Origin of the sequence: Loktanella sp. Alg231-35, assembly GCF_900143545.1 — a bacterium.
Classification (GTDB): Bacteria; Pseudomonadota; Alphaproteobacteria; order Rhodobacterales; family Rhodobacteraceae; genus Yoonia.
Map to the genome: position 1 here is coordinate 12486 of NZ_FREV01000012.1, position 25622 is coordinate 38107.

Annotated in this window: 19 protein-coding genes; 9 read left to right on the top strand and 10 right to left on the bottom strand. The window is 54.2% G+C overall.

Annotated features, from left to right (window positions below; genetic code table 11):
• Positions 1-34: 34 nt before the first annotated feature.
• From DHN10_RS19190 to DHN10_RS19225, 8 genes are all read right to left on the bottom strand, one after another.
• On the bottom strand, positions 35-778 hold the full coding sequence (locus DHN10_RS19190; RefSeq protein WP_199910732.1) for an ABC transporter ATP-binding protein: 744 nt from the start codon (positions 776-778) through the stop codon (positions 35-37).
• Positions 729-1475, bottom strand: a complete 747-nt coding sequence (locus DHN10_RS19195; protein ID WP_108816972.1) for an ABC transporter ATP-binding protein — start codon at positions 1473-1475, stop codon at positions 729-731. The genes DHN10_RS19190 and DHN10_RS19195 overlap by 50 nt, the downstream gene beginning before the upstream one ends.
• The gene (locus tag DHN10_RS19200; protein ID WP_108816973.1) at positions 1472-2398 is read right to left on the bottom strand and encodes a branched-chain amino acid ABC transporter permease; all 927 of its coding nucleotides are present in this window, start codon (positions 2396-2398) and stop codon (positions 1472-1474) included. The genes DHN10_RS19195 and DHN10_RS19200 overlap by 4 nt, the downstream gene beginning before the upstream one ends.
• On the bottom strand, positions 2398-3252 hold the full coding sequence (locus DHN10_RS19205; RefSeq protein WP_108816974.1) for a branched-chain amino acid ABC transporter permease: 855 nt from the start codon (positions 3250-3252) through the stop codon (positions 2398-2400). Before DHN10_RS19205 ends, DHN10_RS19200 begins: the two co-directional genes overlap by 1 nt.
• A 370-nt stretch (positions 3253-3622) precedes the next feature.
• Complete coding sequence (locus DHN10_RS19210; RefSeq protein WP_108816975.1) at positions 3623-6340, bottom strand: molybdopterin-dependent oxidoreductase; 2718 nt, start codon at positions 6338-6340, stop codon at positions 3623-3625.
• A complete protein-coding gene (locus DHN10_RS19215; protein WP_108816976.1) occupies positions 6333-7202 on the bottom strand; it encodes an FAD binding domain-containing protein in 870 nt (289 codons plus the stop codon). The genes DHN10_RS19210 and DHN10_RS19215 overlap by 8 nt, the downstream gene beginning before the upstream one ends.
• Before the next feature lie 638 nt (positions 7203-7840).
• Complete coding sequence (locus DHN10_RS19220) at positions 7841-10360, bottom strand: ATP-binding protein (RefSeq protein WP_108816977.1); 2520 nt, start codon at positions 10358-10360, stop codon at positions 7841-7843.
• On the bottom strand, positions 10357-11085 hold the full coding sequence (locus DHN10_RS19225) for a response regulator (protein ID WP_108816978.1): 729 nt from the start codon (positions 11083-11085) through the stop codon (positions 10357-10359). The genes DHN10_RS19220 and DHN10_RS19225 overlap by 4 nt, the downstream gene beginning before the upstream one ends.
• A gap of 238 nt (positions 11086-11323) precedes the next feature.
• Here DHN10_RS19225 and DHN10_RS19230 point away from each other — a divergent pair, with 238 nt between their 5' ends.
• From DHN10_RS19230 to DHN10_RS19245, 4 genes are all read left to right on the top strand, one after another.
• The gene (locus DHN10_RS19230; protein ID WP_108816979.1) at positions 11324-12349 is read left to right on the top strand and encodes an ABC transporter substrate-binding protein; all 1026 of its coding nucleotides are present in this window, start codon (positions 11324-11326) and stop codon (positions 12347-12349) included.
• A 91-nt stretch (positions 12350-12440) separates the two neighbouring features.
• Positions 12441-14603 carry an ABC transporter permease gene (locus DHN10_RS19235; protein ID WP_108816980.1) on the top strand — a complete coding sequence of 721 codons (2163 nt, stop codon included), beginning with the start codon at positions 12441-12443 and terminating at the stop codon, positions 14601-14603.
• Between the two features lie 26 nt (positions 14604-14629).
• Complete coding sequence (locus DHN10_RS19240; protein WP_108816981.1) at positions 14630-15691, top strand: ABC transporter ATP-binding protein; 1062 nt, start codon at positions 14630-14632, stop codon at positions 15689-15691.
• 20 nt (positions 15692-15711) lie between these two features.
• Positions 15712-16347 carry an HAD family hydrolase gene (locus tag DHN10_RS19245; protein ID WP_108816982.1) on the top strand — a complete coding sequence of 212 codons (636 nt, stop codon included), beginning with the start codon at positions 15712-15714 and terminating at the stop codon, positions 16345-16347.
• A gap of 284 nt (positions 16348-16631) precedes the next feature.
• Here the strand turns inward: DHN10_RS19245 and DHN10_RS19250 are convergent, their stop codons facing one another.
• Positions 16632-16997, bottom strand: coding sequence for a winged helix-turn-helix transcriptional regulator (locus tag DHN10_RS19250; RefSeq protein ID WP_108816983.1), 366 nt, complete (start codon positions 16995-16997; stop codon positions 16632-16634).
• A gap of 125 nt (positions 16998-17122) precedes the next feature.
• Here DHN10_RS19250 and DHN10_RS19255 point away from each other — a divergent pair, with 125 nt between their 5' ends.
• The 3 genes from DHN10_RS19255 to DHN10_RS19265 are packed head-to-tail and all read left to right on the top strand — an operon-like array spanning position 17123 to position 19306.
• Positions 17123-17764, top strand: a complete 642-nt coding sequence (locus tag DHN10_RS19255) for an NAD(P)H-dependent oxidoreductase (RefSeq protein WP_108816984.1) — start codon at positions 17123-17125, stop codon at positions 17762-17764.
• A gap of 1 nt (position 17765) precedes the next feature.
• Positions 17766-18635, top strand: a complete 870-nt coding sequence (locus DHN10_RS19260; protein WP_108816985.1) for a DJ-1/PfpI family protein — start codon at positions 17766-17768, stop codon at positions 18633-18635.
• A 17-nt stretch (positions 18636-18652) separates the two neighbouring features.
• On the top strand, positions 18653-19306 hold the full coding sequence (locus DHN10_RS19265; protein ID WP_108816986.1) for a DsbA family oxidoreductase: 654 nt from the start codon (positions 18653-18655) through the stop codon (positions 19304-19306).
• Between the two features lie 456 nt (positions 19307-19762).
• Here DHN10_RS19265 and DHN10_RS19270 read toward each other — a convergent pair whose 3' ends face one another.
• Entirely contained in the window at positions 19763-21283 is a 1521-nt protein-coding gene (locus tag DHN10_RS19270; protein ID WP_108816987.1) for a tyrosine-type recombinase/integrase, read from the bottom strand.
• A gap of 268 nt (positions 21284-21551) precedes the next feature.
• Here DHN10_RS19270 and DHN10_RS20120 point away from each other — a divergent pair, with 268 nt between their 5' ends.
• Positions 21552-21839 (top strand): peptidoglycan-binding domain-containing protein, encoded by a 288-nt coding sequence (locus DHN10_RS20120; RefSeq protein ID WP_108817001.1) that lies wholly within the window; start codon positions 21552-21554, stop codon positions 21837-21839.
• Positions 21840-22386: 547 nt separating this feature from the next.
• On the top strand, positions 22387-25620 hold the full coding sequence (locus DHN10_RS19280; RefSeq protein ID WP_108816988.1) for an alkaline phosphatase family protein: 3234 nt from the start codon (positions 22387-22389) through the stop codon (positions 25618-25620).
• Positions 25621-25622: the final 2 nt, after the last annotated feature.

Sequence of the window (25622 nt, forward strand, 5' to 3'; positions counted from 1 at the left end):
TCTCCTCCAGGTTGGGTTCGTATCTGGCCGATCATCAGATGTGATAAGCCGCTGTAATGTCTTTCATTTCGAGATTTTTGCGCTCTTTCAGCAGATGGATTTCACCAAGGCTGAGAACGAGAATGCGATCTGCAATCTCGATCGCTTTGACGGCGTTTTGTTCGGCCAGAACAATCGTCATACCGCGCTTTTCGCGGGCCTCTTTGATGCTTTCGAACAGGATATCGACGAAGAGTGGCGACAGCCCCGCAGAGGGTTCGTCCAGCAAAAGCAGCTTAGGTTCCTGCATCATGGCGCGGCCCACGGCAAGCATCTGGCCTTCGCCACCGCTCAAGGATCCGGCCTGTTGGTGCGTGCGATCTTTGAGGCGCGGGAACAGCGTAAAGACGTCATCTAGCTTTTCGTCCATCGGACGCGATCCGGTACGTCCGCCGATGCGCAAGTTTTCCATCACGGAAAGCGCAGGGAAGAGATTACCTTCCTGCGGGACGTAAGCGAGACCATGCGCGGAGGCCAAATGCGCAGGCATCTGCGTAATGTCGGCGTCTTTTAAAGTGATGCGTCCCTGAGACGTTGGCAAAAGCAGCGCAAGCGTCTTGAGCAGCGTGGTCTTGCCCGCACCGTTAGAGCCGAGCACCGCAAAAACCTCGTCCTTCACATCAAAAGTGACGTCATTCAGAACGCCGATTTCGCCATAACCGGAATTGAGATTGGTCACATTCAGCATCTCAGACCCCCATGTACTTTTCTGCGACGACACGGTTTTCGCGTACGTCATCGGGGGTGCCTTCAAACAGCATTTGACCTTCGGACAGGAAGTGAACGTAGTCGCAGTATTTCCAGATCATCGGTAGATCATGCTCGACGATGACAACGCTCATTTCACCGGCATCGACCTTCTTGCGCACCAGTTCCATCACCGATTGGGTGATGTCATCGGGCAGACCCGCAGTGGGCTCATCCATCAGCAGCATTGTGGGCTGGGCCACGAGGCAGCGCAGAATATCCAGTAATTTCTTTTCACCGCCAGACTTGGCGCTGCCGTCGGGATCAGCAAACGAGAACTGTTCCAGCAGCGCTGCGACACGCGCCTCGATGTCCTCTGCGTCGCGGGTACGATCAAAGATTGAGGAGAGACCTTCACGATCAGAACTGGTTGCGGAAAGTGCTAGATTGTCCCGGATCGATAGTCCGTCAAACCCTTGAATACGTTGATTTGTCTTGATCAGACCAATCCGCGCGACGTCATGCGACTGCAACGCGTTCAACTCATGCGTACCGGCTTCATTCTCCAGTGCGATCTCGCCCGAGGTCGGCGCGATGCGCCGCGTCAACAGCCCCATCAAGGTACTTTTTCCTGCCCCATTGGGTCCGATCAAACCTTCCAGCCCATGCGTACCAAAGGAGACGTTCGGAATGTCGACAACCACGTGGCCATGATAGGCTTTGGACAGGCTCGTTGCAGTCAGCCTCATGATGCGGCCTCCTGTTTTGTGGTGCTTGTCGCATGCTTTGGCTTTGCCCCCATGCGACCGGCCCCAAGAAAGCCTGCGGGACGGAACATGATCACGGCCACAAGAAGAAAACCGTAGAAGAACAGTTTTAGGTTCTGGATTGTCGCGGCATATTCAGGGGGTAGCGGCAGATATGTCTCGATCAGAATGTCGAACATTCCGACCGTAAGAACGACACCGACGATGCTGCCAAAGCTGTGGCCCTTGCCGCCAAGTACCAGCGCGATCCAAACCGTAAAGGTGACCGTTGGCGACAGAAGGTAAGGCACAAGAAATTGTTTGAGAGGCGCAGAGAGCCCCCCAAGAAATGCCATCACACCGCAGGTTAACGCGAAAATCAGCCGCTTGGTCCCGGACGTGTCCTTGCCCAGGCTTGCGGCCAGTTCTTCGTTGTCACGAATTGACAGCAAAACACGGCCCAACCGGCTGTCACGCAGGCGGATCGAGACGTAGAAGATCGCGATGACGACGCTGAGGATAAAGATAGCGAAGCCGAGCTCGGCAAAATCGCTCGACGCGAAAGGATAGCGGATGGTGCCCAGACCACGCACACCGTTGGTCAGCCACTTTTCCGAAATGACCAAGACGCCAATAATAGAGCTGAACGCCAAGGTCGCGCAAAGGATCGCCTGACCAGACCGGTCCAAAATCATCCGACCCAAGGCCCAGGCCACGAGTGACACAATCGCTGTCGCCGCCAGGATCGACAACAGGATTGGCATGTTCAGACTGACGTTGAACACGCCCGTCAAGTACATGCCAGCGCCCCAAAATCCGACAACGCCAAAGTTTGGAATGCCTAGCAAACCGAATTGCACATGCATCAACTGGGCGAGGCCCACATAGATGACCAGCAAAGAGAGTGAGTAGATAAAGTATTCCACTAGGCCATCCGCCCTTTTCTGAAGCTCAGAATTCCGATGAAAAGGATCAACAAGACCGCCTCGGCATAGAGCGGCTTTGTCACCAGCGTGATGAAAGCCGTCAGAACACCTGCCGCGATACTGGCCAAAACGGCCCCGCGGACGCTTCCAATGCCAGCAATGATCGTGACCATGATCACGATCAGAATTGTATTCCAGCCCATCATCGGGGTGACGGCCGAGAATACGCCAGTGAACACGCCAGACAGACCACCAGCACTGCCCGCGATAAACCAGATGGCAACAGAAGTGCGGTGCGGGTTGATCCCACTTGCTGCGGCCAGTTCGGGGTTATTGGCAAGGCCGCGCATACGCTCGCCCAAACTCGTGCGGTAGATCATCCAGCTCAACGCCAGCGCGATCAGCGCGACCAGTACCAATGCAGTCAGTTGCAGGTTCGTGGCCCCCTGTCCCAGAAACGAAAGGTACTTGATCTCGGGCTCAACTAGATAGCGGTTGTCGGCACCAACAAGCAGAACAAGTGCGTGACGCAGCATGAATGAGACGCCAACCGAGAGAATGATCATTTCGGTCGGTTGCACTCCACGATCCATCGCCGGTTTGAAGATCAAAAGGTAGACGGCGACGCTCATCGTGCCGGATGCCAAAGCCGCTGGTATGATCGCCATATAGAAGTTCATGCCGATCACGACATTGAACAAGATCGCCGCATAGGCGCCCATCGTTATCGATTCAGCGTAGGCGATATTAATGAAGCCGTTGAGGTAATAGATCAGCGTAAAGCCCATCGCCGCTAGGATCAGCGGAGATGCTTCTAGCAACCCAATAAACACTGAATCGAATGCAATTTGCATCGCGAACCTTCTATTGAAATGCCCGCCGCAGAAGCGCTCACAGGGCAAACACAAATCTGAAACTTTGTCGCGCGACCAAGGGACAACTCAAACGAGATGACCCTGGAGCGTTCGGTTTGTGATCGAAGCCAACTGACGGATTGAATCCTTTTGGATCCAAGTCACGGGCACTCAACGGCCAAACGATTGCGACAAGATTTCCTCCCTTCATCTTTGTAGTGAAGATTCCCCTACCGGTCAACGATTATCGATTATCGAGTTTCTTTTTGAATTCCAAGACTGATCTTGTGGTGCAACAACAATTCATGGCGGAAACGCAAAAGCCCCGCCGGGTGGGACCAGCGAGGCTCTTACAACCGAGATTGGCTGTCTATTTGCTTTGAAGCGCTGCCCAAAGCCGCTCTGGCGAAAGCGGGAGATCATGCACAACTGCGCCAGTGGCTTGTGCGACGGCGGCAGCAAGTGCTGGTGCTGTGCATAGAATTGCACCTTCACTGACACCTTTTGACCCATAGGGCCCCGGCCCGTCCTGATTTTCGACCATGCCGGTTTTCATCGAAAGGGGCATGTCTTTGGTCGTGACGATTCTGTAGTCGATAGCACCAAGGTTCTTGATTCGGCCTTCATCGTCCATGATGATTTGTTCCATCACCGAGTGGCCCAGCCCCATGATCGCGGCCCCTTCATCCTGCATTTCAACCTGCAGCGGGTTCAACGCCTTGCCGACATCCCCCACGGTCACATGCTTATGGATCAGGATTTCGCCTGTGGCTTCATCAACTTCAACCTCGAAAGCCGTGCAATTGAACTCAAAGAAGGCTGGCGTACCACCCAAGGCGTGCTCTGGATCGGTCGGTTTGCGCATGCGGCCCGTGCCGACCAGCTCTCCGTTCCATTTGCCAAGGCTTTGCTGCACGAAATCAAAGATAGAGTGAAACTCACCAGCTATCTGAATGGTTCCGTTCCCAACTGCGATGTCCGCCTCTGACAGACCGGACGTTTCACAAGCCAGTTCCAACACTTGACGCTGGATATCTTCGCAAGCGCGGGTCAGCGCAGTTCCCATGAACACGGTCGAACGGCTGGCAGAGGTCTGAAGATCGAAAGGCACGACCGAGGTATCGCCCATGACAACTGACACCCGATCAAGCGGTGCGCCAAACGCATCAGCGGCCAGTTGCGCAAAAATCGTCCGCGCGCCCTGCCCCATGTCGGACGTTCCTGCATAAACAATAACACTGCCATCGGCGAGTAAACGGACGGTCGAGTTCGACAGCCCCGTCGTGGCACCAGATTTGACACCAACAGCAATCCCGCGACCGCGCCCCTCTGGCAATGGGTCGGTCCACCCAACCATCTCAGCTGCCATCTTCACCGAAGCAGGCCAATCGCCATCAGCAGGAAAGTCGCCTTTGACGACCTCGTCGCCTCTGCCAGCCAGATTGCGCAGTCGAATGTTCAGCCCATCGAGCCCCAAGGCACGGGCACCGGCATCAATTTGCGATTCCACCGCCCAGTTAATCTGCGGCGTGCCAAAGCCACGAAACGCCGTGCTGGGTGTGGTATGAGACAAGACGGCACGCGCATGAACGCGGGCATTCTTTACGCGGTAAGGACCACAGCCAAGATAATTGCCCTTTGTCATCACACGCTCAGCAATGTCGACGTAGGCGCCAATCAGATAGTCGGATTTGATGTCCTGAAACAGAATTTCGCCATCTTGCGCAAACCCTGTTCGGATATGAACGTCAGCAGCCGCACGACGTACGGCCTGAAAAGTCTCCTCCAGCGTCAGGATCAGGCGGCAAGGTCGCCCCAGCCGCAAGGACGCATATGCCACAAGCGGCTCAAACTTCGGATTCTGCTTGCCACCAAAGCCACCTCCGGGGTCAGCGGCCAGAACGCGGACAGCGCTGAGCGGGTGGTCAAATAGCTCTGCCATGATCTTTTGTAGCAAATAGGGGTGCTGGACAGGGCTCCAGATTGTCATACCGTCCGGCTTGGCCGATACGATGAACCCATGCGGTTCAATCGCGAAGTGGGTAACCATGGGAAAGCTATAGCGGTTGTCGACAACCAATGCCGCGTTCACGCTGTCCACATCACCCCAACCATAATCCCGCGCCTTCAGGATATTCGAACGTGCCTCGGCATTGGGCTGAACCAATGGCGCATCAGGCGCAAGTGCCGCGGCAAAATCCGTTACTGCGGGCAGTGTTTCATAGTCCACCTTGACCAAGCTTGCGGCATAGGCTGCAATGTCTTTGTCCTCCGCGGCAACAACGGCAACAGGTTCGCCATGATATTGTGTCTCCCCGTCTGCCATGATCGGGCGATCTTTGAAGACAGGGCCAAAGCGTGGCATCGGATCAGGAAGGTCCGCGGCTGTTATAACATCCAGCACTCCCGGAACAGCACAGGCGGCGGCAATATCGATACTAATGATCTCCGCCCGCGCAGCATTCAGCGTGACAAGCTTGAGATGTACCATGCCGTCAATCTCGAGGTCGGCGACAAACGCTTGATGTCCTGTTACGCGATTCACGCCGCCAGCACGCACAGCGTTGGTGCCAACGGTAGCGCCCGTATCGGCGTGCCCGGTTTGCATCTTCACTTCTTCTGCATGCCCCGACGCCACATTCACAGCATCAAACATGCGGTTGTATCCGCCACACCGGCACAAGTTCCCTGAAAGGGCCTCGCGCACTTCCGTTTCAGACGGTGCACCATTTTGGGCCATCAGATCCTCGGCTGACATCACCATGCCGGGAATGCAAAAGCCGCATTGGACGGCGCCACAGGTGAGGAACGCGTCCTGGACTGGGCTAAGGGTGTCACCCTGCGCGACGCCTTCGATTGTTTCAATCTCACAGCCATCTGCCTCGACCGCGAGGAAAAGGCAGGAGTTCACTGTTTCGCCAGCAACCTTCAGCGTGCAGGCACCACATTCACCGACTGCGCAGCATTCTTTCGCACCCTTAAGATCCAGCGTATCCCTAAGAAAATCAAGTAAGGTAACGTGGGGAGCCACCTCGCACGTGTACGCCGTGCCGTTGACAATCACCGATATCGTCATCGTTTCATACATCGGCCAATGCCTCGCGCTGACGTTGAAGGGCTGTTGCAAGCGCACGCGTTGCGAGGACTTTCAGCATCGCGACCCGGTAGTCGGCGCTGGCGCGCACATCACTGATCGGTTTTGCCTGCGCGACCATGCCATCTATGACGGCGTCGATCTGGTCCTCGGTCGTATTTGGATCACAGAGCATACCGCTTGTATCCGTGACCACCAAAGGGCGCGGCGAAGCGGCACCAAACGCAAAGGTCGCCAGACCTGTCGCACCTATGTGGCAACACAGGTTCACGGTAGCAAGGTCGACACCTCGGCGGCGGGTGATGCGCCCAAAGGCTGTCCCGGTCTGCCCGTTTTTGAAAGGCAGACGGACAGCGGTGACTAGCTCACCAACTGCTAAGGCGATTTTGCGATTGCCTTGGATAAACGCGGTCACTGGCATGGACCGGGCACCCTGCGGACCAAAGATATCGACCGATGCCCCACATGCTGCCAAGACGGGCACAGTGTCTGCGGCGGGTGAGGCATTGCAGATATTGCCAATCAGGGTCGCGCGATTGCGGATCTGACGGGACCCCACGACATCTGCAGCCTCTGCAAGTGCCTGAAAATGGCGGTTAATCAGATCACTCTGGGCAATGGCAGTCATCGCGACGAAACCGGACAGGACAATTTCATTCTGCGACGCAGTAATCTTGGGCTTCATTTCCACGACGCGTTTGAGATCCAAAACAGTATCCGCTTGGAAGTGACCATGCCGCAGTCCAACTGTTAGATCTGTACCTCCTGCGAGAAGGCGCACGTCTCCTATCGCGTGGATCAACCCCTCTGAGGCTTCTTGAAGTGATGCCGGACAAGAGTACTGAAAAGGCTTCATAGCAAGGCATCACTGCGTTTTCTTGGGCGATATCGCCGGATTATGCGTTCTTATACCACGACAGGTTATCAGGTACGTCATCTAACATCAGGTTAGATACGCCTCAAATACGATCAGGTCAACGATTATCGATTATTTGAACGAAATTGAACATGCGAGACAACTCACCAAGTACCTGAGCACGCTCACGCAAGTTCGAATGCGAGCTTCCTCTTCCAAGTTCGTCAAGTGAATTTCTACATTCGCGCAAACAAAAGAGACAGATTTTCCACGCTCAGTGTTCTCCGCTAACCACGCGATGCGTCGAAGCCAAACAATCACTCGAACGCAGTCAAAGTCAGCTCCGTCCGGAGGACGTGAATTCGACGTTTGATCCTCGCTGCGGTTTGCGTGAATGTCTGCTCCTTCCACTGCGATCCGGCACCGAATTTCTTGCTTACGCGGCATTTCTGACGCTGCGAGCGCACGCAGCGAGAAAATCCAAAGTACAGGTTGGGCTCTCAACGGACATTAGCTGCGCCAATAACGAACGGCTGGTATAGGAAAGGTGGACGTTCTCTGCGGACCCATTGGACTCACAGAGTGCGGGACAAAGTGAGTTCTCGCTGCGATTAGCCCAAAGTCTGCTGCTGGCAAGTTCAGTTTTGCTTTTCCAGATAAAGAGCTTCAGCAAGCGTGCTGCTTGTGACCGGTTTTTCGATGAACGCAGTATGATCAGGTACGGCCGTTTTTGCAGATGATTTACCCGACATGATAATTGTCTTCACGTTGTGCGGACCCCGCCAAGCTGCCTTGACGAGATCAAGACCATCAATAGTCCCGCCAAGATCAAGATCGCTAAGCAGCAGGTCAAATCGCTTTTCTTGAAGCAATGTCATCGCATCGTGTCCTGTGTCGCTTGTTGTGACATCATACCCAAGTTCAACGAGAAGCTTCCTTATATACGCGCGGGTTTTAGAGTCATCTTCTACGAGCAAGCAGGCATATGCAAAAGATGTGCGTGATTGCACTTCATCAGTCACCGCAAGTGGCAACAACACTTCAATTTGTGTACCCTGTCCGGCTTCGCTGTCGATATTCAGTTGCCCTCCAGTTTGCCGAATGAATCCGTAGACTATGGAGAGGCCTAGCCCAGTTCCGCCTTCGCCTTCTCGGGTTGTGAAGAAGGGCTCAATCGCGCGATCAAGAACCTCTAGCGGCATCCCATGTCCGTCGTCTTCGATCAAAATGTGAGCTTGGTCGGTCCCGCGCTGATCGAGGGTCACTTTGATATGTCCTATTTCTGAGATGGCATTGTTGGCGTTTAACAGCAGGTTCAATAGTGCCGATTCCAATTGGCCGGGATCAACACGTACGTGCAAGGGCTTGTCGGATAGTGCGATGTCCAGCTGCACATTTGGCTTAAGGCCGATCTCAACCAGATCAGCCATTCCCTCTACCAACGCGTTAAGGTCCACCACCTCCGGTGTCAGGCTTTGTTTGCGGGCAAATGCCAACAGGCGATCCGTCAGGGACCCCCCCAAATCAACAGCATTTCCAATAGCATCAAGGCTTTCGCTAGCGTCGTCATGACCGCGCGTTTCAAGCAGGTGCGCATGGGTTCGAATAGTTGACAGGATGTTGGCAAAATCATGGGCAGCGTCCCCCGCAACTTTGCCAAGGGTTTCGATCCGGTCGATTTGTTGCAGCCGATCAGACATCTTACGACGTTCTGAGACGTCGGCCAAAAGCCAGACACGACCATCGTCGGGCAACTTGCTTGCACGTATGTCCAACACCTGCCCATCTGACGATACCAATTCACAGTGGCCGCGATGATCGTGACTAAGATCAATAGCTTGTGCGGCCTTGGCAAATCGCCCCTGGTGCAGCCAGTCGACAAGCGATGCGGCGTCGGGCGATTCATCCGGCAGCCGCAGGATTTTAAGAAATGCGGGATTGCGCGCTGTCACACGACCCGCCGCATCCGCAATGGCGATGCCGTCTGAAATGTTGGTGAATACTTTTTCAAAAAGCGCGTTGCGCTGATCTAGTTGCCGGTTGGACCGGTCCAACCGCAATGCGTTTGCCCGAAAACTACGAAAGGACCGAAACAGATCTCCGATCTCATCCTTACCATCAAGGCGGCGCGGTAGGGCGCTGGCGCGATCTCCATTTGCAAGCCGAACCATCGCGGCCGAGACCCGCGTGATATTGAATGTTACATATTGCGATACATAGATGGCCGCGGTCATAGCCAAGGCAAGACTGACTGCGCTAATGGCCGCAACGGACATGCGCGCGACCCAGATCGTCCGCGATGAGGCGGCCCTTTCACTGGCCAGAAATGCCTCTGCCTGGTCTGCGTATTCGCCTGCAAGTTCGTTAATGCGGTTCGCATCATGCCGAATGCGAAACAGCGCGTTTTGGGCTTCCAGATTGCTTGAAAGTTCAAGGCGCCTTAATTCAAAAATACCCGCTACACCCCAGACTGCATCTTCAAGCTGTTCAAGAAAGACTTCTTGTTGACCTTGGAGTGGAACCTCCTTGAGCGTTTCACGCTGCCGCAAATATTGCCGCTGTTCTTCACCGACACCGATCAGGTTCCCAGCATAGGCTGCATTCAATGCATCGGCGTTCATACTTTGAAGCGACCACCAGATCAGGCGTGTCGTATCATCGCCTGCCGGCGCAGCCGTTGCCATCGTCGCCGTATTCCTGAGAATGCCAAGAACTGCTGTCTGCACGCGCAATTGCGCCTGCAACGCATCAAGATTGCGCGAGGCGGCAACAAGATCGGAAACGCCCGCAGTCATACTATCCAGAATGTCGGAAACAGGTGGTGACGGGTCTTGCGCGTTGCCAAAACGGGTCTCTGGCCAATCGGTGCGGACACGATCCAGGACGGTTAGAAGTTTTGCACCTTCTTGTTCGATAAGGAAATTGGAACGCTGGTTCAAAAGATAAGGGGCAGATGTTGCAAGATCAGAAGATCGCTTTGACAGATCGATCGCTTGGGCCACCTGGCTAAGCGTTTCTTGGTGCAAATCCTGCAAACGCGCGTCAACACGTTGCAATGCAATCCACGTCACCGCACTTGCCGATAGCACCGCAACTGACAAAAGCGCAAGCGCCGCCCAAAGCCTGCCACGCACGGTTCGCAGGTTGAAAAATCTCAATTGTTAGGTCCCGAGTTCTCGGTGACAAAGATATAGCCTTGGCCTCGGCGTGTCTGAAGGTGAACCGGCTTAGATGGATTTTCCTCGATTTTGCGACGAAGCCGCAGGATCAATACGTCAATCGTTCGGTCCATATAGCGGTTCAAATCGCTGCCAATTTCAGCAAGCAGATCAACACGCGGAATAATCTTGTTGGGCCGATCAAGAAAGAAATCTAACAACCGATATTCGGCATTGGTCAAAGGAACTTCGCCACCATCCTGTGCGGTGACAATCTTGTTGGTGCGATCAACGGCCAGCTTCCCGAAGGCGATGTTCTTGTCGTCTCTTTCCGGCGCCAATGGCGCGCTGACCCCTTTTCCGTACCTGCGCAGCACAGCACGAATGCGCGCAATCAATTCGCGCGGATTGAAGGGTTTCAGCAAATAATCATCCGCGCCGACCTCTAGTCCGATAATCTTGTCAGTCTCGTCGCCACGGCCAGTGAGCATCACAATGGGCAGATCGCCTTTGTGACGAATGTCCATTGCCAACGCGAGACCGCTTTCACCCTTGAGCTGCAAATCGATCAAGACGAGATCAAAATCAACAGATTTGCGGAGCTCCAAAAAATCCGCGCTGCTTTCCATGGGGATCGGATCAAATTGGTTTTCGGTCAGCAAAGCGACGAGCGCGTCGCGCATCCCGGCTTCGTCGTCCACAATCCCAATTTTTGCACGATCCATTCGCCTGCATTCTCCCGGTCTGGTTTTAAACCTACCGGCAATCTGTTCGTCCGTCTCAGGTTTATTCGTTTCAAATATTACAAAACCGTGGCGGTTTGTAATTCTGTTAACCAGAAACATGCGGGCCTGTAGCATTGTTAATGCACGTTGGGTCTGCGTTTTTGCGATTGCCTCATAAGCTGTCGAAGCCGCCCGGAGACACATCCGTTGGGGCAAGAAACACTTCTGGGAGGAAGACATGAGAAAATTTGGTTTGGTCTCATCAGCTGTCTTGATGATGGCAGGGGCAACTGCCGCGTTTGCGGACGAAATCAGCGTTGTCTGTAGCGCGGAACAAGACTGGTGTGATCTGATGGTCGCAGCTTTTGAGGCTGAAAACCCTGACACCGATGTGCTGATGGTGCGCAAGTCCACAGGCGAAACATTGGCACAGATCCGCGCCGAAGCGGGCAATCCAAAGATTGACGTTTGGTGGGGCGGGACGGGCGATCCACACTTGATCGCAGCTGAAGAAGGCCTGACCCAAGCGTCCGGTGTCGATACGTCTGAATTGCTTGGTTGGGCGCAGAACATGGCCACAATCTCAGAAGGCCGATCGATCGGCATTTATGCCGGTGCCTTGGCTATGGCGTATAATTCCGAGATTTTGGCTGAAAAAGACATCGCACCGCCAGCATGCTGGGCCGATCTGGAAGACCCACGATTTGCGGGTGAAATTCAGGTGGCGAACCCGAACAGCTCAGGCACGGCCTATACAGAGCTTGCGACGTTCGTGCAGTTGTTTGGCGAAGACGAGGCATATACGAAGCTTGCCGCTATCGGCCAGAACGTGAACTCATATACCAAGTCAGGCTCTGCCCCATCTAAGGCTGCCGCGCGGGGCGAAACGGGTGTCTCCATCGGCTTTATGCATGACATGGTCAATCTTGCCGCACAGGGTTTCCCATTGGTTGCTGTCGCTCCATGCGAAGGCACGGGTTATGAAGTTGGCGCTGTCAGCATCATTGAGGGCGCGCGTAACTTTGACGGCGCCAAGGCTTGGGTCGAATTTGCACTTCGCGCGGACATTCAGTCACGTGCACCGGAAACAGGATCGTTCCAAGTCCCATCAAACTCCAATGCAGAAGTTGCACCGGAATCGCCCGATCTCGCGTCGATCAAACTGATCGACTACGATTTCGCGACTTACGGGTCGAGCGATACACGGGCGCGATTGTTGGCGCGCTGGGACTCTGATGTGGGTGATCCCAATCCTGAGCAGTAAGTCTCACTGTTGGCGTTCAGCTCTTTCATAACGTCGACTATTGGGTGCCCTCACTTTGGGCACCCTCTCTCTCACTTCACTGGACTTGAATATGAAACGAACGGTTTTGTTCTGGCTCTATATTGGGCTTGCAGGCTTTGCTGTGCTGCCATGGCATATGACGGACGCTGGCTTTTTCTCATTTGAATGGATGACGGACGGGGCATCTTCAAGCGGACTTTGGCTTGCGATGTCGGGGCATTGGTGGATGGCGCCTATTGGGTTGGCGCTTATTGCCGCCATCGCCGTTGTTCTCGCTATGAAAAGGCCAGTGCAGCGCGCCAAGACAACGCTACAGCTTGCCGCGTTTGGCCTTTTTGGGACAGCCGTACAAGGTCTGATTATTGTGCGCGCTGGCCCGCGTCTTTTCGAGGGCCTTTTGACCGGTGAAACCATCACCGCGGGCCAACCCGGAATGGGAGTGGGTGCCGCCGTTTGCATCGCGGGTCTTTTGTTTGCGCTGACGGTTTCCATGTCACAAACTGGCAAAGGACGCGGTGACGCCTTCGTGGTCAGCATGATTGGCCTGATCATCGCGCTTGTCGGTATCTTCGTGTTTTTCCCTGTCATGCACATTCTTGTCCGCGCGTTTGAAGTTGACGGCGGTTACAGCCTGACCAGCTTTTTCCCGCGTTTTTTCAGCAGTGAAATCTGGGGACTGCGGTGCTTTGTCTCTGATCGGTCTTGTGGCGTTGCAATTAATTCGGTGTTCCTTGCCACCCTTACGGGGCTTGGTACGACGTTCCTTGGTCTTTCGTTCGCACTGATCTTCACCCGCACTGAATTTCGCGCGAAAAAACTGCTGCGCGTTCTAACGGTCATTCCCATCATTACACCGCCGTTTGTCATTGGCCTCGCGTTGATCCTCCTTTTCGGGCGAAATGGCTCGGTCACGGCTTTTGCGGCAGACCTGTTTGGTACGGAAAAAACCCGCTGGCTTTACGGATTTTGGGGCGTCTACATCGCGCAGCTTTTGTCCTTCACCCCGATTGCATTCCTCGTCTTGATCGGTGTCGTGCAAGGCGTCAGCCCGTCCATGGAGGAAGCGTCTCAGACACTTGACGCAGACCGCTGGCAGACCTTCCGATTTGTTTCACTGCCACTGATGCGCCCCGGTTTGGCAAATGCGTTCTTGCTGGGGTTCATCGAAAGCCTTGCCGATTTTGGCAATCCCCTGGTCTTAGGCAGTGGTTTTTCGGTGCTGTCGACTGATATATTCTTTGCCATCGTTGGTTCTGTGGCTGATCCTGCAAAGGCGGCAGTTCTTGCGATTGCGCTGCTCACTCTGACGCTCTCTGCGTTCTTGCTGCAACGTATGTGGTTGGGCCAAAAATCTTATGCGACGATCACAGGTAAGGCCGATTCTGGCCAGAACGCCTCGCTTAGCCCAATGGTGAAAAACCTCTGCTATGCCACCGCATTGCCGTGGGCGGCTCTCACGGCAATCGTTTACTCGATGATCGTCTTTGGTAGTTTCGTGAAACTATGGGGCTACGATCATAGCTTTACCTTCGATCATTACATCCGTGCGTTTGGGATCGACTATACAACTGGGCGCTTGTCCGGAGTAGCTTGGGACAGCTATTTTACCACGTTGACAATTTCGTCTATCGCGGCCCCTTTGACTGCTCTTGTTGGACTTTCGACGGCTTATCTTCTGGTCCGTCAAAAGTTTGCAGGCAAGGATCTATTCGAGTTCTCAACAATGCTTAGCTTTGCCATTCCGGGCACCGTGATCGGGGTCAGTTACATTATGGCGTTCAATTTCCCACCTATTGAGCTGACGGGCACAGGCATCATCCTGATCATCGTGTTTGTTTTCCGCAATATGCCCGTTGGCGTACGCGGCGGTATCGCGGCTATGTCACAACTGGACAAAAGCCTTGATGAAGCCTCGATCACGCTGGGTGCCAACAGCTTTATGACCGTGCGGCGTGTGATCCTGCCTTTGATGGGGCCTGCTATCCTTGCTGCACTCACCTATAGCTTTGTGCGCGCGATCACGTCTGTCAGTGCTGTCATCTTCTTGGTCAGTGCCAAACACAACATGGCGACATCGTTCATTGTAGGGCGTGTCGAGAACGGTGAATTTGGTCTCGCGATTGCTTACTCAGCCGTGCTGATCATCACCATGCTCACCGTGATCCTACTCCTTCAACTTCTTGTTGGTTCGCGCCGTCTGCGCCGCACCGACCGCGTCCAAACAGCGGCTTGAAACCAGGCCAAACCTCGGAGAAACTTATGACACAATCCACCCCTGGTTCCGTCCACTTTGAGGGCGTCGTCAAGAAATTTGGCGAGGTCACGGCCCTTAGAAGCCTTGATCTGACGATTGACCCCGGCAAGCTTGTAACCCTGCTTGGCCCATCGGGATGCGGCAAGACCACGACACTGCGTCTGATCGCGGGGCTTGAGATGGCCAGCGCTGGTAACATCCACATCGGTGGCGAAGACGTCACGCATCTGACGGCAACTTACCGCAAAGTGTCGATGGTGTTCCAATCCTACGCCTTATTCCCACATATGACCGTCCGCCAAAACGTGGCTTACGGCCTTACCGTGAAATCGATGCCTAAAGCTGAAGCTGCTAAAAAAGCAGAACATGGATTAGAATTGGTTGGTCTCGCCGGTTTTGGTGATCGTTTGCCGAGTGAGCTGTCAGGCGGTCAACAACAGCGCGTCGCGGTGGCGCGTGCGATCGTGCTGGAGCCCGAAGTTTTGTTGTTAGACGAGCCTCTGTCAAACCTAGACGCAAAACTCCGCCGCCATGTGCGCGAAGAGATTCGCCAAATCCAACAACGCCTTGGCCTTACAGCGGTGTATGTCACCCACGACCAAGAAGAGGCGATGGCCGTCTCGGACCGCATCATCGTGATGAAGAACGCGGAGATCGCGCAGGAAGGATCGCCCAGCGATCTTTACGAGGCCCCAAAATCGGCGTTTATCGCCGACTTCATCGGGGACGCCAATCTTGCAGATTGCGGTATCGAAAGTGTGACGAACGGGGAGGCTTCGGTGGTTCTAGATGATTTAAGGTATAAAGTTCGCGACGGTGGGCTGCAAAGAGGGCCTGCCAAATTGGTGCTTCGCCCGCATAATCTGCATCTCGCTTCCCCCGATCAGCCGGGGATCAAGGGCGAAGTCAGCTATGCGGCCTACCTCGGCAAAGAAATCCAGTACACGGTAGAAAGTACGATCGGGTCGCTTTTTGTGATCAGTGGCGTAACCGACAAGCCTTTTGCCCAAGGCGACACCGTAACCATTCAATTCGACGCGGACCTTGCACGTCTTGTTGCGGCATAGTCTGGGAGACAGCAATCGTTATGGACAGCATCTTGTTTTCAGCTGGAACGCAACGAAACGTCGCATCGCAAGATTGGCAATCTGAAATCACCGCAGGCGGTTATCGTGCAATCATTTTCGACTGCGATGGTACCCTCGTCGACAGCAGCGAGGCGCATTTTCAGTCCTTTAGGACAGCGGCTCGCGCGCAGGGATATGATATGGATCGCGATTGGTATGCCAAGAGGACAGGCCTCGATCGCCGGTCGATTTTATCTGCCTTGTCGACAGACATTTCGGGGACTGTGGACATCGCTTTGGCGGCTCAGCACAGCATTGACGCGTTTATTGGCGCGACAACAGCGGTATTCCCGATCACCGAGACGGGTAAACTTGTCCGAACCTTGGCCGGAGCCTATCCAATGGCTGTCGGAACCAACGCAGAAATCGAAGTCGCAACTGCCTCATTACAAGCTGTTAACTTGCTAAGTTACTTCGTCACCATTGTCTCAATCTCAGATGGTCTTCCGGCTAAACCGGCGCCCGACATCTTTGACCATGCCACAAGAAGACTTGGGTTTCCTGCGGCCAAGACTTTGGTTTTTGAGGATTCTGCAGAAGGTGTGTCCGCAGCCATCGCTGCTGGATCGGACGTCATTCAAGTTGTTCGTTGCTGACCTTCGCTAGGTTGCAGAAATTTGTCACATTTGGCTCTCTGCCGCCGTTAGATCAGAGCAGCATATTCAGCGGATAGACGTGTTCTCCCAATGGGGACTGCCCCAAAGGTGCCGTTCGATCACTCATCGCGATGTTGTGGTCGCAGCCCGCATTGGCACCTTTCGCTGCAGCCGCAAAACAGCGGGATGGTCGTACTCACACTGAGCGGGACTAAGCGGCCATCAATGCACTGTATGTGAAGGGCCGCTTTTGGCGCTGACCGGACTTTCATTAAGCTAATTGGCTAGTTGCTCGCTCGTTCATCATAGGCCTCCCGCGATACATCTATTTTGGCAAGATTATCCAACGCCCAGTTTCCCAACACGTTTACTGGTTCACGAAAAGACTCGCCCATCTTGGTCAAATTGTATTCCACTTTTGGCGGAATGGTTGGGTGGTATGTCCGATTCACAAGACCGTCGCGCTCCAGCTCCTTTAACGTCAGGCTGAGCATCCTTTGCGAGATGCTAAGGTTGCGTTTGAGTTCATTGAATCGCAGCGTCCCGTACTGAGCGAGCGAGATCACGACAAGCACGCTCCACCTATCACCGACCCGGGACAGAACCTCGTTGATACGTTTGCAGTCAGGGCATTGTTTGTCGTCCAGCATGGCGGTTCCCTTTGTGTAACCGAGGTTCAGAAATGTGCCTTCTTGCGGCGTGATCCAGTGTTCATTAGATCGTCAGTTACAAATATATACCGCTCCCAAAAGGGTCTGACAATAGGATGAGACTGATGACAGCCAAGCCACTCAATGACCTTTTAAACTGGCGCTACGCCACCAAGAAGATGGACCCATCAAAAACAGTCCCGCAGGAAAAGGTTGAGGCCATCATCGAGGCGATCCGCATGGCCCCTACCTCCAGCGGCACCCAACCGTTTGAAGTGTTTGTTGTGACAAACCCAGAGATCCGCGCCAAAATCACCGAGGCTGCTGGTGGGCAAGCTCAGATCATAGACGGGTCGCACGTGTTGGTCTTTGCGGCTTGGGACAATTACACGGCAGACCGCATCGACGAAGTTGTTGATCTGAATGTTGCAGCGCGCGGTGATTTGCCGATGCTGCACGCCTATTATGACAATCTGAAATCGAACTACGTGCCTCGCGACGCCGAAACGAACTACGCCCACGCGGCCCGCCAGGCCTATATCGCTTTGGGCATCGCGCTCGTCTCTGCTGCTGAACAAGAGGTCGACAGCACCCCGATGGAAGGCTTTGGCCCTGACGCTGTGGATGCGATCCTTGGCCTGAAAGAACGTGGTTTGCGCTCCCTCGTTTTGATGCCGTTGGGGTATCGCGATGAGGACGGCGATTGGCTGGCGCCGATGGATAAGGTGCGCAAAACCCGCGACACTCTCGTTACAGAGGTGAACTAACATGGGTATTCTTCGCAAACTTTTCCGCGCGCAGCCGACACCCACAGCCGACGGCGCATTCAGCCCGTCGCCCTTTGCGATCAAATTGGGCACTTCATCTACGACCGATTATGACGGCGGGGCTTACGCCAGAACATACGCAGGCAAAAAGAACCGCGTGCTGATGGTCTGCACTGAGCAACGCAACATGACGATGGCCAATGGCAAGAAATTCTCGACCGGCAACCACCCTGTCGAGATGGGGCTGCCAATGCTGCATCTGATGAACGCAGGGTTCGAGATTGATGTAGTGACGCCAACTGGCGCACCGGTCGCAATCGAGGAATGGGCGATGCCTGCTGACGACGCGGATATCCAAAAACTGTTCCGCGACTTTGCAAGTGCGTTTCAAAACCCTCGTAGCCTTGCCGATTTTGTCGCCAACACGATGACAGACGACACGGCCTACGCCGCCGTCTTTATCCCTGGTGGTCACGGCGCAATGCTTGGGTTGCCAAGCAATGCTGACCTCGGAAAGGTGCTGCATTGGGCGCATATGACCGGTCTTCATACCCTTGCGCTGTGCCATGGCCCTGCCGCGCTGTTGGCTGCAAAAAGCGACGCAGGTTTCTTGTATGACGGCTATAAGATGACGGTGTTTCCCGATGCAGTGGACAAGCAAACGCCGATGATCGGCTACTTGCCTGGTCCGATGCCATGGTGGGTCTGCGAAAGGCTGAATGCATTAGGCGTGGAAACCATCAACAATAAGGCCGACAAATCGACCCATGTTGACCGCCGCCTAGTGACAGGTGCGAGCCCACAGGCGGCCAATGATTTCGGCAGACTGGCAGCAACGACCTTGCTAAAACGCACCGACGCGAACTCCTAGAGCCAAAGGCGCACATCATGACTGACACAAATTCCCCGCTCCGTATTGATATTGTCTCGGACGTGATGTGCCCTTGGTGCATCATCGGGTTTCGCCAACTTGAAACCGCCTTGGAGGCAAGCGATGTGGACCACGAAATCCACTGGCATCCGTTTGAGCTAAATCCGAATATGCCCCCCGAAGTGCAAGGCATCGGTGAACATCTGGCCGAGAAATACGGAACGACGCCAGAACAATCAGCAGCCAATCGCGCGATGATGACCGCGCGCGGCGAAGAGCTTGGGTTCGACTTCAACTTTGCCGATGGCTTTCGCATGCACAACACGTTCAACACCCATCAACTGCTGCATTGGGCAGATGAACAAGGCCGCAAGCACGCTTTAAAACTGGCACTGTTCACCGCGCATTTCACCCACGGGCGGAACTTGTCTGACGATGCTGTGTTGGTCGAAGTTGCTGGAAAAGTCGGCTTGGATCGCGACGAGGCAAAAGCAGTTCTTACCGATCAGAGATTTGCAACCGCAGTGCGCCAAGAGCAAAAATTCTGGATCGAGCAAGGTATCAGCGGCGTTCCTGCCGTCATCTTCGATCGCCAACATTTGGTCACCGGCGCGCAGGGTGTCGATAACTTCAAAAACATACTCACTCAGCTTCAACCCCAGGATGCCTGACCAGTCCTTTTCTGCGAATGGGACTAAAAAATAGTTTGAATTTACATTGAGCGGCATAATGCCGACATTCGCGGCATCACAGCAAAAAGTTACTTCAGGCTCGTTGCGGCCGTTAAATCGGTCGCAGCATGTTCAACCGACGCCGAGCATTATGCCAGCAGGGACGGCCCTTTGCGGACATTGACCGGTGTTCTTGGTTAAGAACCCAGTCTAGGAATTTGAATATCATCCAATTGTTTAAGAGCGTCCCTTGCGCTGACGGTCAAACCATGGCGCTCGACATACTCGATCAACGCAGCCTCCAAGCACCTGATTTTCTCTAGGTCATAAGTTTGTTTGAACATGATGACGTTCCCTTCGTATTGCACTGTTGATCACCTCATAAGGTTAAGATTTTATTAAACGTTTGAGAGCGTGGTGCTGTTTGCCGCCCCGGAAGGAAAAATTGAAGAGGCCTTAGTTCAACTTCGTCCGATCTGCTTTGGAAACCAACTCGTCGACAGAGTTAAAATACTCGGCAATTTCTTTGACCGGGTTAGCAAAGGCTTGTCGGGGTTGGAGGTTGCTTTGACCAGTTTTCGCATACTGCCTCCAATCATCGGTTTGCACATTGCTCCAGAGCTGATCGAGTTCGGGCTTGCGAAGTTGCGCTTCTTGAACCTGTTTTGCACTTAATGGCGAGAACTTCGTCCTGACCTGCTCTTCGCGATATTGTTCAGCGAGGTGCCCATACGTATTGCTGACAGTGATGCTGCTCGCATGTCCAAGTTGCTTTGCCACGATATCCAAAGGGACGCCCGCTCTCACAAGGTCGCTAGCATAGGTGTGACGTAACCCGTGAAAGACCAATTCTCGCGGCAAACCTGCTCGGGCAACCGCTCTGCGAAACAACTGCGTGTGCTGCTTACGCCAAGGCTTGCCCATGTCAGAACTCAGGACGAAGTCTTGCGCAGATTTGCCTTCACACTGCGCCAGAAAGAACGCCATGCCTTCGTCAGGCAGAAACACAAACCTTGCCGGCGACCGTTTGAAAGCATCCACGCGTATACCAAAGCCTTGCTTTCCTACATCTCCGACGATGAGGTTGCCCAGTTCACCGACACGGCAGCCACTATAGAGCGCAGCTAGAACAAGCTTCTTGAGCGCTGGGGTGCATTCGTCAAGAAGTCGCCCACATTCCTTTCGGTCGAGAAAGATCGTTCGAGGAGAATGATTAACTGGGATGCGCTTGAGGCACCGCCAAGGTCTTTCTGACTCGATAGCTGCGTTGTCCCATGCATGTTTGAACGCCATCTTAAGGATTGTCACAAGTGAGTTGAAAGTACGCTTGCGACGTCGCAGCTCGTCACTCGATAGCATTTCTATGCCAACACGAGGCTGCCTTTCTCGAAACCCATACTTGGGAGGCGTTTCGAGCACTTGTTGCGCAAGCTCTCTAAGGTGCCGCGCATTAAACTCTTCCAGCGGCAGAAACGCAAAGTTCGGGATGAGGTGATAGTTGATCAGAACTAGGTTGTTGTAGTGTCCGCCTTCAGAGCGGGCAATGCGTGTCCATTCGCAATAGTCCCTCAAGGCATGTCCAACAGTATACACATCACCAATTGGGCATATGTTGACGTCCTTGATCCGGCCAATGGCGCGAGGTGATGTCGCCATCGCACTGACCTCACGCGTATCAAACCACTCAAAGGCTCGCGCCAGAGCGGTGCGATAGTCGATTGCTCCATTGCCTAGCTCCAGGGCCGAGCCAAGACACTTTTGCCGATAGAGTTTGTCTGTGGTGAGAACCCGCGCGGTCCAATTGCAGATGGCGGCATCTGGCTTGTGAATCCCGATGTGCCGACCTTGATAGAGTGAATGCCAATAAGCTGTAGACCTGATGTTAAGATTCTCGATCTGATTGGGGCTTTCAAATGCACATGGATGATCAAGCCCTTCTGATTTCAAGTATCTTGTAGCCTCACGCGAAAATGACACATCGGCCTCCTGTCAAACTAACCGCCGCAATCTTGAAGTTAAGCAGTCATAATATCAACAACTACCAGTTGCACAACTCCGAGTCATTTAGAATTGTGATTTGGAGGCATTGATGGAGATTTTTGCAAATGCACTTAAGTTAGCAGCCTGCATAACTCTGATGCAGTTGCCGACATCGCAAGAACTGCTCGCCCATCCGGGTGGACTTAACGCTGCCGGATGCCATGCGGGAAGTAGACCCTATCATTGCCACCGCAGCGCAGGCGAGATGGTCAGAACAAGGGATGGTAGAAACCGCCTACGATGCGATCTTGGCAGTCGTTCTCGTGAATGCACAAGAGGTAGCAATTCCTCTACAGTTCCGGTTCTCAATGTTCAGATACAACTCAGACGGCATTGCAGTAGGCTGTCCCAGAACTTCGCCGACGGGGACTGGGGTCCAGCCACCCAACGCGCTTTGATCAGGTTCCAGCAGGCATACGGCTTAACACCTGATGGCGTATACGGGCCCGCGACAGCAAAAGCGCTTGCGAGTAGTCCAAACGGTCGCTGCTAACAAGCACTCTTGGATGTTCATGCGGCTCAACGGACTTGGTCTTTGCTTGTTTTACTTCGGCCCAAAGCTGCCGTTGACCTGCAGGTTCTGATACTGCAGTCGCGCCTACGTTCCCGACATTCGCTGCGAGCGCGAAATCTCGAGATCGACGAATGGGAAAGGTGCGGACAAAGTCAGCCTTCACTACGGTCTCTGTAGTGAAGGCTCCAATGCATATCTGCCAAATTGAACATTGGCGGCTACTTTGCGAATGCAACCCGAAAACGAATACCGCCGCGGAACGACCTCACCCAGCCATTGATCTGGTGGCATTCACCGATACCCAAGACTCGAAATCCCCAATTTTGTCAGGGAAACGCCTCTGTCAAGCAGACACAACACAGACGTCGTATAAGCTTCCATATGGAGAGCCTGAAGTGCCGTTACTTGCTTAAAATTTCAAGTAGATGGTACATTCAAGATTGAGCAATTTGGGAACCATTGGCGCAGTGCAGGAGGGTATTGTTATCAAGTCGGCGGCGGGATTTTTTTCAAAGGAGAATTTGTAATGCCAATTCATGAGAGCTTATTGGTCCACAGAAGACTTGCTGACTTCGTTGGAAGTGGGAATGTTGCCGTTGCGGATTGGGGCGGCTCGCAATTCGTCGACAACAACGTCTTCATGGAGCTAAAGTATTTTGCGCTGCGGCCAGGCGCACATCATAAGGTATCGTTCCGCGCTATCCCAGGTTCAGGTCTACAGGTCCGTGCCCGCTGCGAGGCTTGGTTATCACTTGATGTGCTGAATGCGCCGCGCGTTTCCATTTCAGAGAATCCCGGACCGGTTTTGGCCCCAGAGACTTTGCACGCACGGATCCCCGACGATGGGACGGAACGAGGGGAGCACGAAGCTTTGGCGACCTCGCACACCGCGCGATTGCTCCGCACGACCTTTGCACCACCATCGGGCAATAACGCACTAGAGGGCGAGCCTGACACGGTTGCCATGCGCATCCGCCCGGATCGTCCGATTTTAGGCGCGGACGTGTTCGCTCCGGTTGAACCCAGCTTGCCTAAGGCGCTTCCGATTGACGTGATCGTAAAAATCCGGGACGGGCCAGAAATCACCCGCCAGCGCCTTTTGGGAAGCGATGACCACCTTGGAGCGCCAAGTTTCGAAACCGAGGCCATCGACGGCAACGAGATTGTCGATGTTGAGTTTGTAAATCCCAACGATGTTCCAGTGATCTGCATCCCCTGCAGCGTGTCGGTGCGGCGGAAAGCTCGAACGAATGTTGTTCGAATGCCAACAGAGATGTTCACACGTGTTTTCAATGACGCGCTGGCGTCGCTTACCCCCACCGTCATCATTGATGCGGGCAAAGCGCGAGCGACCTTCAAGGGAGACGTAGCAAAGCATCTGGGCCTTCATTCGCTTGAAGCCGATTTGCCGGGGTCATGGGAAATGGGCGGCGCAACGTTCGAACCCGGCGAGCTTGATATCATGAGTGCCGAGGATCTGTTTGGAGAGGTCTTGGAATTCTTTCTTGCGGACTTGGATGGGGCGATGTCGGGTCTTTTCGTCAATACCAATTTCTCGGACGAGCAGATTGTAGAACTGGAAGCGGCCTATTTCCGCCTTCGTCCGAACTTTGCGGAGAAGGTAGAGGAATTCCTGGACTTTCGACCGCACTCGTCGGAACACAGGGCCCGGTTCAAAAGGTCATTCGAGGATCTCAAAGAGCGATATCCGCTTCTGATGGATGGTGAGAACCATGACCGCGCCGATGTCGGGCTTTCGACCAGCTACAAGATCACACGCACGCATGGCTCACTGGGGCCGATTGCGATTGAACTAGATGTTGTTGAGGCACATGCCCATCTGTTGATCCGACAGACCCACCGGAAGATCCCTGCACCACATGGCGATTTGCCGCGCGATATGTTCACGATTGGTGCGGTTATGCCTCTGTTGAACTTCCGGCTCGAAATCGGCGATCTGGACATTGACCTCGACGTTCCCCCTTGGCTGGTATTCGTGACGCAAGGGCTCGCGACCCTCGGCGCCTTCTTGGTCGAGCAAGGCGGAGAAGCCCTGTTCGACTACCTTGCGGATAAGGCCGAAAGAGAGGTGCCGATTGCCGTCCACAAGATGTTCCAAGATCGAGCGCTGGAGATCGGGGACTTGATCGTCGAAGCCTTTGAAACTGTCGCTAACCGCGACCAGTCGTTTCACAAGGCCGCTGCCTCGCGCACAGAGCTGGCGATTGCGACGATCAACCGCGATCAGCTGAAAGTACCACATGACCCGAACTGGGATAACACGCCGTCCCCAACCGCCGAGATCGAGGTTCAGGTACCGCCGGTGGACCCGATAGATCACGACAACAACCCCATTGGCCCGCAACCGCTCGTCGCCGTGCCCCCGGAAGCGCGCCTGAACGAAATCAAGCATTTCATCTTTGTCATGATGGAAAATCGGTCGTTCGATCACATGCTCGGTTATCTGTCGCACCCGCAGTTTGGCGACCGCACGGACGTCGACGGGCTAGAACGCGTGCAACCACCGGGCCCGGAGATTGTTGTAGCCGGGGCCATTCAAAAATCGCGCGTGCTGGGCGGCGATCTGGAAGGGACGATTGCCACGCCCTTGCCCGGCCCCAACCCGCAATTTCGACCGAATTTGCCACATGAACACCTGTCAATCATGCGGCAGATCAACAATGGTGAGATGAACGGATTTGCCTCTGAATACGCGCGCAAGCTTGAGCGGACGGCCACGGTCAACCCCGAAGGTTTCCTCAACGACCCTGAACGCGCTTTGCGCTTTCAGACCAAAGATATCATAGAGACATACCATGACCTGACAGAGAATTATCTCGTTTGCGACCGTTGGTTCAGCGCGGTGCCCGCCGGCACCTATCCTAATCGGTCCTGCTATTACTCAGGTGTGACGCCTGCGCTCGACAACGATACGATCATGGATGACGCAGGCTATATAGACCATCTGACCCTGTTTGACGTGTTGGATCGGGTGAATGTCGATTGGAAGGTGTTCGAGAGCGACGTGACATTCTTGCGGACGTTTAGACGCTTTCGCCTGGAAACGGAGCGGATACGCCCGATTACTGAGTTCGGGACAGACACGCTGCCGGCTGTGTCATTCGTCGATCCAAACTTTACTGGCATGCCGAACAAGAAGCCAAACAATGACGATCAACCGCCGACAGACGTCCGGCGAGGACAAGCCTTCGTAGCAGATATCATTAATAAGGCGAAGGCACGGCCCGAATGGAACGAAACAATGATTGTGGTGACCTATGACGAACACGGGGGGTTTGCTGACCATGTGCCGCCACCGGGCGCGCCAAACTCGAGCCATCCAAACGGGGCTGAAGATATCTCGCTTGCGCATCCGGATGTTGAAATGTTTGGTGTTCGAGTCCCCACATTTGTGGTCTCACCGCGGGTTGCACCGCGTTCTGTTGCGCATCAGATTTTTGATCACGCAACGGTCTTTAAGACTCTACTTCAGAGGTTTGCGCCAAATTTCGTCAATTCGCAAATTATACCAGAGCGTGTGCGCCGAGCGCGGCATCTAGGAGAGGTATTACTTGAGCAGCCCCGCGCCATCGTGGCCGATGTCAAGAGCCCTGAGCAGCCCGTTGCGGTTGCCTTTGCCGCATCCAGACCCGTTGCCCGTCTCGACTTTGTTGAACCCGAAGACAGGGAAGACATGACCGCCATGCTGAAGCAACTTGGCAAGCCATCTGCATCGCGAAGGGACCGATTTAATAGCTAAGC

What these genes read in the sequence shown, in the direction of transcription:
- DHN10_RS19260 (WP_108816985.1), top strand. Translation starts at nt 17,766, where the DNA reads ATGGGTATTCTTCGCAAACTTTTCCGCGCGCAGCCGACACCCACAGCC.
- DHN10_RS19210 (WP_108816975.1), bottom strand. Translation starts at nt 6,340, where the DNA reads ATGTATGAAACGATGACGATATCGGTGATTGTCAACGGCACGGCGTAC.
- DHN10_RS19250 (WP_108816983.1), bottom strand. Translation starts at nt 16,997, where the DNA reads ATGCTGGACGACAAACAATGCCCTGACTGCAAACGTATCAACGAGGTT.
- DHN10_RS19240 (WP_108816981.1), top strand. Translation starts at nt 14,630, where the DNA reads ATGACACAATCCACCCCTGGTTCCGTCCACTTTGAGGGCGTCGTCAAG.
- DHN10_RS19235 (WP_108816980.1), top strand. Translation starts at nt 12,441, where the DNA reads ATGAAACGAACGGTTTTGTTCTGGCTCTATATTGGGCTTGCAGGCTTT.
- DHN10_RS19245 (WP_108816982.1), top strand. Translation starts at nt 15,712, where the DNA reads ATGGACAGCATCTTGTTTTCAGCTGGAACGCAACGAAACGTCGCATCG.
- DHN10_RS19230 (WP_108816979.1), top strand. Translation starts at nt 11,324, where the DNA reads ATGAGAAAATTTGGTTTGGTCTCATCAGCTGTCTTGATGATGGCAGGG.
- DHN10_RS20120 (WP_108817001.1), top strand. Translation starts at nt 21,552, where the DNA reads ATGGTCAGAACAAGGGATGGTAGAAACCGCCTACGATGCGATCTTGGC.
- DHN10_RS19225 (WP_108816978.1), bottom strand. Translation starts at nt 11,085, where the DNA reads ATGGATCGTGCAAAAATTGGGATTGTGGACGACGAAGCCGGGATGCGC.
- DHN10_RS19215 (WP_108816976.1), bottom strand. Translation starts at nt 7,202, where the DNA reads ATGAAGCCTTTTCAGTACTCTTGTCCGGCATCACTTCAAGAAGCCTCA.
- DHN10_RS19195 (WP_108816972.1), bottom strand. Translation starts at nt 1,475, where the DNA reads ATGAGGCTGACTGCAACGAGCCTGTCCAAAGCCTATCATGGCCACGTG.
- DHN10_RS19255 (WP_108816984.1), top strand. Translation starts at nt 17,123, where the DNA reads ATGACAGCCAAGCCACTCAATGACCTTTTAAACTGGCGCTACGCCACC.
- DHN10_RS19205 (WP_108816974.1), bottom strand. Translation starts at nt 3,252, where the DNA reads ATGCAAATTGCATTCGATTCAGTGTTTATTGGGTTGCTAGAAGCATCT.
- DHN10_RS19190 (WP_199910732.1), bottom strand. Translation starts at nt 778, where the DNA reads ATGACGTACGCGAAAACCGTGTCGTCGCAGAAAAGTACATGGGGGTCT.
- DHN10_RS19265 (WP_108816986.1), top strand. Translation starts at nt 18,653, where the DNA reads ATGACTGACACAAATTCCCCGCTCCGTATTGATATTGTCTCGGACGTG.
- DHN10_RS19280 (WP_108816988.1), top strand. Translation starts at nt 22,387, where the DNA reads ATGCCAATTCATGAGAGCTTATTGGTCCACAGAAGACTTGCTGACTTC.